General features: G+C 70.1%; 6 protein-coding genes. 4 read left to right on the top strand and 2 right to left on the bottom strand.

Going from position 1 to position 6,090, the window contains the following annotated elements:
* Positions 1-3,117, bottom strand: a 3,117-nt coding sequence (locus WBP48_RS04395; protein ID WP_424436642.1) for an efflux RND transporter permease subunit, incomplete at its 3' end; no start/stop codon positions are given.
* 374 nt (positions 3,118-3,491) lie between these two features.
* Positions 3,492-3,653 (bottom strand): hypothetical protein, encoded by a 162-nt coding sequence (locus WBP48_RS04390; protein ID WP_424436639.1) that lies wholly within the window; start codon positions 3,651-3,653, stop codon positions 3,492-3,494.
* Positions 3,654-3,772: 119 nt separating this feature from the next.
* Between WBP48_RS04390 and WBP48_RS04385 the strand changes: the two genes are divergently transcribed.
* Genes WBP48_RS04385 through crcB form a run of 4 tightly spaced genes read left to right on the top strand, consistent with a single transcriptional unit; the run spans position 3,773 to position 5,870 of the window.
* Positions 3,773-4,042, top strand: coding sequence for a DUF7218 family protein (locus tag WBP48_RS04385; RefSeq protein WP_424436636.1), 270 nt, complete (start codon positions 3,773-3,775; stop codon positions 4,040-4,042).
* A gap of 28 nt (positions 4,043-4,070) precedes the next feature.
* Positions 4,071-5,033, top strand: coding sequence for a DNA topoisomerase IB (locus WBP48_RS04380; protein ID WP_424436633.1), 963 nt, complete (start codon positions 4,071-4,073; stop codon positions 5,031-5,033).
* A 19-nt stretch (positions 5,034-5,052) separates the two neighbouring features.
* Positions 5,053-5,496 carry a fluoride efflux transporter FluC gene (locus WBP48_RS04375; protein WP_424436630.1) on the top strand — a complete coding sequence of 148 codons (444 nt, stop codon included), beginning with the start codon at positions 5,053-5,055 and terminating at the stop codon, positions 5,494-5,496.
* Positions 5,493-5,870: a fluoride efflux transporter CrcB gene (gene crcB / locus WBP48_RS04370; protein WP_424436627.1), complete on the top strand. Its 378-nt coding sequence runs from the start codon at positions 5,493-5,495 to the stop codon at positions 5,868-5,870. The genes WBP48_RS04375 and crcB overlap by 4 nt, the downstream gene beginning before the upstream one ends.
* The last annotated feature ends 220 nt before the right edge of the window (positions 5,871-6,090 follow it).

Raw genomic sequence — 6,090 nt, 5'->3', positions numbered from 1 at the left:
TGCCGGGGCCGCGGCATCCGCCCTTCCCTCACGCCGCGCCGCGCGGCGCTCGCGCGCACCCTCGACGAGGTTGTACAGCGTCGGCAGCACGAGCAGGGTCAGGACGGTCGACGAGACCAGCCCGCCGATCACGACGATGGCGAGCGGCTGCGAGATGAACCCGCCGTGGCCGGTGATGCCGAGCGCCATCGGCGTCAGGGCGAAGATCGTCGCGAGCGCCGTCATGAGGATCGGCCGCAGACGCCTGGACCCGCCGGCGATCGTCGCGTCGTGCGCGGTCAGACCCTTGTCGCGGTACTGGTTCACGAGGTCGACGAGCACGATCGCGTTCGTGACGACGATGCCGATCAGCATCAGCACGCCGATGAGCGAGGCGACCCCGAGCGGCACGCCCGTCACGATCTGCAGCAGAATCGCGCCGGTCGCCGCGAAGGGCACCGACACGAGCAGCAGCAGCGGCTGCCGCAGCGACCGGAAGGTCGCGACCATCACGATGTAGACGATGAGGATCGCCGCGAGCATCGCGAGGCCGAGCTGCCCGAAGGCATCCTGCTGCTGCGTCAGCACGCCGCCGAGCTCGGCGTCGGCGCCGGTCGGCAGCTCGACGTCGGCGAGCGCGGTGGTGACCGACGCGGATGCCGTGTTGAGGTCGTCGGTGGCCGGGGTCACCGTCACCGTCGCGGTCCGCTGACCGCGCTGCGTCGTGATCGACGTCGGGCCCTGGCTCTGCTCGACGCTCGCGACCTCGTCCAGGCGGATGAGGCCCGCCGCCGACGCGATCGGCATCGCGCGCAGCTCGTCGATCGTGGCCGGCACCGACGCCGCCTGCAGGTAGACGGTGAGCGACGTGTCGTCGATCTCGACCGTGCCGGCCCGCCGCGGCTGCATCGTGTTCGACACCAGTGCGCCGACGGCGACCTCCGACAGGCCGAGCGCGGCGGCCTGGTCGCGGTCGACGGACACGGCGACGTAGGGGAGGGATGCCGAAAGGTTCGACGTGACCTGGCCGATGCCCTCCTTGTCGTCGAGCGCCGTGACGACGGCATCCGTCGCCTGCTGCAGGGTGTCGGCTGCGGGAGCCGTGACGTCGACCTCGATGTCGCTGGAGCCGAAGCCGCCGCCCGAGGACGACACCGTCACCGTGCCGACGTCGTCGAGGTCGGCGAGCGCCGTCTGGATGTCTTCGCGCAGGGCGACCTGGTCGGCGCCGGAATCCGTCGTGATCGAATACGTGATGCCCGAGCCGCCGCCCGAGAACGCATCGCGTACGGCCGAGCCGGTCGAGCCGATCGATGTCTGCACGGTCTCGACGCCGTCGAGGTCCACGAGGACCGCTTCGACCTTCGCCGCCGCCGCATCCTGGGCGTCGAGGCTCGCCGCCTCGCCGACCTGCTGCGTCACGGTGACGGTGTTCTGGCCGCTGTCGCCGAGGAAGTTCGTCTTCATGAGGGGCGCCGCGGCGATCGTACCGCCGAGGACGAGCACGGCGAGCAGCAGCGTGATCCAGGAGTGCTTGAGCGTCCAGCCGAGGATCGGCAGGTACGCCTTCTGCAACCGCGACGGCGGAGCGGCGGGGTCTTCGGGGTCGATCGGGTTGCCCTCGGCATCCTGGACCTGCTTGCCGGGCTTCAGGAACCAGTACGCCAGCACCGGCACGATCGTCAGCGCGACGAACAGCGACGCCGTCATCGCGATCGTGACGGTCATCGCGAAGGGGCGGAACAACTCGCCGGTCATGTCGCCGACGAACGCGATCGGCAAGAAGACCGCGACGGTCGTGATGGTCGAGGCCGTGATGGCGCCGGCCACCTCGCGCACCGCGAGCAGGATCGCCTGCAGCTTGTCGGCGCCTTCCACGTAATGGCGCTTGATGTTCTCGATCACGACGATCGAGTCGTCGACGACGCGGCCGATCGCGATCGTGAGGGCGCCGAGGGTCAGGATGTTGAGCGAGTATCCGAACGCCTGGATGCCGACGAACGTGATGAGCACGCTCGTCGGGATCGAGATCGCGGTCACGAGCGTGGAGCGCACCGACAGCAGGAAGACGAGGATGACGAGCACCGCGAACACGAGGCCGAGCAGGCCTTCCTGCGCGAGCGACTCGATCGACTGCTCGATATAGGGAGCCTGGTCGAAGACGACCGTGAAGGTCGCGTCCGAGCCGAGGGCATCCTGCAGGTGCGGCAGCAGAGCCGTGACGGCGCGGCTGACGTCGACCGTGTTGGCGGCGGGGAGCTTCGTGATCGAGATGGTGAGGGCGGGCTCGCCGTTCACGCGCGAGATGGAGGTGACCGGGTCCTGGCCGAGTTCCACGGTCGCGACGTCGGCGATCGTGACGGGGCCGTCGGCCGCGCCCGTCGCCTGCTCGGGCGAGGTCGGCACGAGCGGGAGCGCGGCGATCTCGTCGATGCTCGTGAGCTTGGCGCCGGTCTGCACCGTGAGCGTCTGGTCGCCCTCGGTGACCGCGCCGCCGGGGAAGAGCACCCCGTTCTGATCGAGCGCGTCGGTGATCGCCGCCTGGGTGAATCCGGCGGCGGCGAGCCTCGCCTGGTCGGGCGTGATCGTGACACGCTGCCCCTGACCGCCGACGATGGACGCCGCGCTCACCCCCGCGACATCCTCGAGGTCGGGGATCGTGCTGGCCTCCAGCTGCGCCTGGATCGTCTGTTCGTCGTCGTATCCGGTGACGGCGAGCGCGATGACGGGGAGGTCGTCGATCGAGAACGACACGACGTTCGGCTCGACGCTCTCGGGCAGCGTCGACTTGATGCGGTTGATGGCCTGCAGGATCTTCTGCTCGGCGGTCGCGAGGTCGGTGCCGTAGGTGAAGGATGCCGAGATGATCGAGGCGTTCGTCGTGCTCGTGGCCGTCGTCGATTCCAGCCCCGGGATGCCTTGGATCGCGGTCTCGATCGGCGTCGAGACGTCGTTGTTGACGACATCCGGCGACGCGCCCGGATAGGTGGAGAGGATCGACAGCTGCGGGAACTCGATCGACGGGATGAGCTCCTGCTTCAGGCTCGTCAGGGCGAGCCCGCCGAAGACGGCGGCGACGATCGTGACGAGGGCGATGAGCGCCCGGTTCTTGAGGCTCAGGACGGCGAGGTTCGACACGGAGGGCCTTTGCTCTGTGGGTGGCGGGCTGTGGGGCGGGCGCGGAGCGGCACGGATGCTGCGGACAGCCGATACAAGAATGTATCGGCTTCATTCTCGCACGCCCGTGTGCCGCCGCCGTCCCGCCCGCGGCCCCGCCGTCCCACCCGCGGCCGAGTGCCGCGTGGCCCCATACCCGTTCATCGAGTTGCCGCGATTGGTCGTTATCGGCCAGCTGATGCGACAAATCGCGGCAAGTCGAGTCGGCCGCCAACATCGAGTTGCCGCGACCGGTCGTTTCACCCCCGAGGATGCGACAAAACGCGGCAAGTCGAGATCGGGGCGCGCCTAAGCCCCGGCGCGTAAGCCCCGGCGCGCCGGCTCCGGCCCGCGGGCTACGCCCGCCCGCCGCGCACGACGCGGAGCAGGAACGCGATCAGGGCGATGACGCCGACGATCAGCGCGACCCACAGCAACCAGTTGAGCGCCGCGTTCAGGCCCCCGACGATGGCCAGCACGATCGCCACGACGATGATGATGAGCAGAGCGATGTTCATGACATTTCTCCCTTTCTCCGGGGATCGCCCAAGAATGGATGACGCCCCGAACGTAACTCCATCCGGCCGCGCGGGCACCCCCCTTGCCAGCCGGGTGGAGTCTGCGATAGAGCCGAGATATGCCACAGAACAGCGCCCCCAACACCCTGAAGGATCCCGAGCTGTACGAGGAGCTACGCAAGGACGGCGCCTCGAAGCAGAAGGCGGCCCGCATCTCCAACGCCGCCGCCCGCGACGGCCGCAAGAAGGTCGGCGCACGCGGCGGCGAGGCCGGCTCGTACGACGACTGGACGGTCGATGACCTCCGCAAGAGAGCGAAAGAGCTCGGCATCCGCGGCTACTCCGGCAAACGGAAGGCGGAGCTGATCTCCATGCTTCGCTCGTCCTGATCCGACGTGGCTGAAAGCTCCTGTAACCGTGCCCCGACTGCGCAAGGTTCACCCGGGCGTGGACCCCGGATACCGGCGCGTTCGCGCGGGGTCGGGCTTCAAATACACGGATGCCGACGGCGCGCCGCTGTCGCAGACCGAACGCGACCGGATCGTCGCCCTCTTCATTCCACCGGCATGGCGGGACGTGTGGATCAGCGCCGCGCCGAACGGCCATATACAGGCCACCGGCGTCGACGAGGCCGGCCGGCTGCAGTATCTTTACCACCCGTCCTGGTCGGTCGGCCGCGACAAGGGAAAGTACGCCCGCGCTCTGCAGTTGGCGAAGGCGCTGCCACGAGCCCGCGCCCGCGTCACGACGTCACTCCGCCGCGACGGGCTCGACCGGGAGCGTGTACTCGCGACCGCCTTCCGGCTGCTCGATCAGGCGGCGCTGCGCGTGGGCAGCGAGCGCTACCTCCTCAGATACGGCAGTCGCGGCCTCACGACGCTGCGCCGACGGGATGCCGCGGTCTGCGGCACCGTGACGAGCCTGCGCTTCCCCGGCAAGAGCGGCCAGCGGCAGAGCATCGAGATCGACGATGCCGACCTCGCCGCCGCCGTCGCGCTGCTGGTCGCGGGGCGGCCCGCCTCGCCGCTGCTGGCCTACGAGCGCGGGAGCCGCCGGGTTCCGCTCACGCCGAAGGACGTCAACGCGTACGTGCGCACGATGACCGGCGGGGCTTTCACCGCGAAGGACTTCCGCACCCTCCGCGGAACGATCCTCGCCGCCGAGAAGCTCGCGCAGCTCGGTGCCGCTGACGCGAAGCGCTACCGCAAGCGCGCCGAAGTGCTCGCGGTCAAGGCCGCTGCCACAGCCCTCGGCAACACGCCCGCCGTCGCGAAGAGTTCCTACATCGACCCGCGCGTGTTCTACCGGTACCGCAGCGGCCTGGTGCTCGACCGGTCGGTGTCGGCGGAATCGGCGATCCGTAGCCTCCTCCTGGGCTGATCCGCCATAGCCTCGGGGCATGGCCCGTGCGCGATGGTTCTCGCCGGTCGCCCTCGTGCTCGTCATCGTGGGCGGCGCGCTCGGCGTCGCCGCACGCGCCGCGATCGTCGTGCCGCTGACCCCCGCGCTCGGCATGCACACGCATCCGCTCGTGGTCCCGGCCGCGACCCTCGGCATCAACCTGCTCGGATCGCTCCTGCTCGGGTTCGTCGTCGGATGGCTCGACGACCGGCATCCGCTCGCCCGCACCTTTCTCGGCACGGGCGTGATCGGCGGGTTCACGACCTACAGCGCGTTCGCCGCGCAATCCGTGACGACCGCGAGCGCGTCGCCGCTCGTCGGGCTCGCGCTCATCGCGGTGTCGCTGCTCGGTGGCGTGCTGTGCGCGGCGATCGGTCTCGCGGTCGGGCGGCGGGTCGTCGACCGCCCGGGCGAAGTGGAATCCGCGGGGGATGCCGAGTGAACGGCGCGGACTGGGTGTGGCTCGTCGTCGGTGGCGGGCTCGGGGCGGGCGCGCGGTATCTGCTCGACGGCGCGATCATGCGCGGCCGCAAGAACGCCTTCCCCCTCGGCATCCTGATCGTGAACGTCCTCGGGTCGTTCCTGATCGGCGTACTCACGGGACTGGGCGCGCTCGTCGCGCCGAACTGGGTCGCGATCGTCGGCATCGGCGTGCTCGGCGGGTTCACGACCTTCAGCACGGTGTCCTCGGAGACGGTGCTGCTCGCGCAGCGCGGGCGACGCGATTGGGCATGGCTGAACCTCCTCGGCACCCTCGTCGTGTGCCTCGCGGCCGCGGCCCTCGGCATCCTGCTCGGCGGGCTGTTCCCCCGCTGAGCGGACTCGCCCGCGCTCAGCGCCCGCTCTCGCGCGCGGCCCGTCACTGTCGCCGAGCCGCTACGAAACGACCGAGCCGCCACGATACGACGCGACGAAACGTAGCGGCTGGGTCGAAACATGGCGGCTCGGCGGTCCGACCATCGGGGCGTGCGACCCGCTGCGGCGCCTCACCCTCCACGACCCGGCCGCGCCCAGCCACAAAAGCCGACCCCACCTG

Source organism: Microbacterium sp. (assembly GCF_049661145.1).
Lineage (GTDB): Bacteria > Actinomycetota > Actinomycetes > Actinomycetales > Microbacteriaceae > Microbacterium.
Note: the sequence above shows the minus strand (reverse complement) of the source record. Positions and strands in the feature narration are given on the sequence as shown.